Source organism: Corallococcus praedator, from assembly GCF_003612125.1.
Taxonomy (GTDB): domain Bacteria; phylum Myxococcota; class Myxococcia; order Myxococcales; family Myxococcaceae; genus Corallococcus; species Corallococcus praedator.
The window spans coordinates 1-396 of sequence record NZ_RAWI01001366.1 but is presented as its reverse complement, the minus strand read 5'-3'; the positions used below and the strand labels follow the sequence as shown (position 1 = coordinate 396).

General features: G+C 52.5%; 1 protein-coding gene. It reads right to left on the bottom strand.

What is annotated here, in order from left to right; translation table 11 throughout:
* Positions 1 to 275: 275 nt before the first annotated feature.
* Positions 276 to 350, bottom strand: a complete 75-nt coding sequence (locus D7Y13_RS49415) for a PEP-CTERM sorting domain-containing protein (protein WP_369333614.1) — start codon at positions 348 to 350, stop codon at positions 276 to 278.
* Positions 351 to 396: the final 46 nt, after the last annotated feature.

The following is a 396-nucleotide window of genomic DNA, read 5'->3' as shown; positions in this document are numbered from 1 at the left end:
GTAGTCGTAGCGGCTTGCCAAACTGAACTTGATATCGACGAGCGATTGCAGTTCGCGCTCTTCAAGCTGCTGCTGCACAGTGGCGCGATCGAAAGCGATCGTGGTTTTGGCTTCGAGCGAATCGATCATCTGATACAGCACGTAGATGACTGTAATGATGTAGATAGTCAAAATCAGTAAATCAAGTTCTGTTGTCATAGCAGCAACGCCTGTGGCTGCATTTGATGGTAGTCGATCGCCAGTCAGATGATTAGAAGGTGGACGATTGGGCGCGACTAGGCTCGGCGTCGAATCAACGTCAGCAAGCCGCCTGCGATCGCGAGTCCAGCGATCGTTCCTGGTTCAGGCACCGATGCCGTTCCGACTACCTTAAAGTCAGCGCCGTTGTAGTCTGCC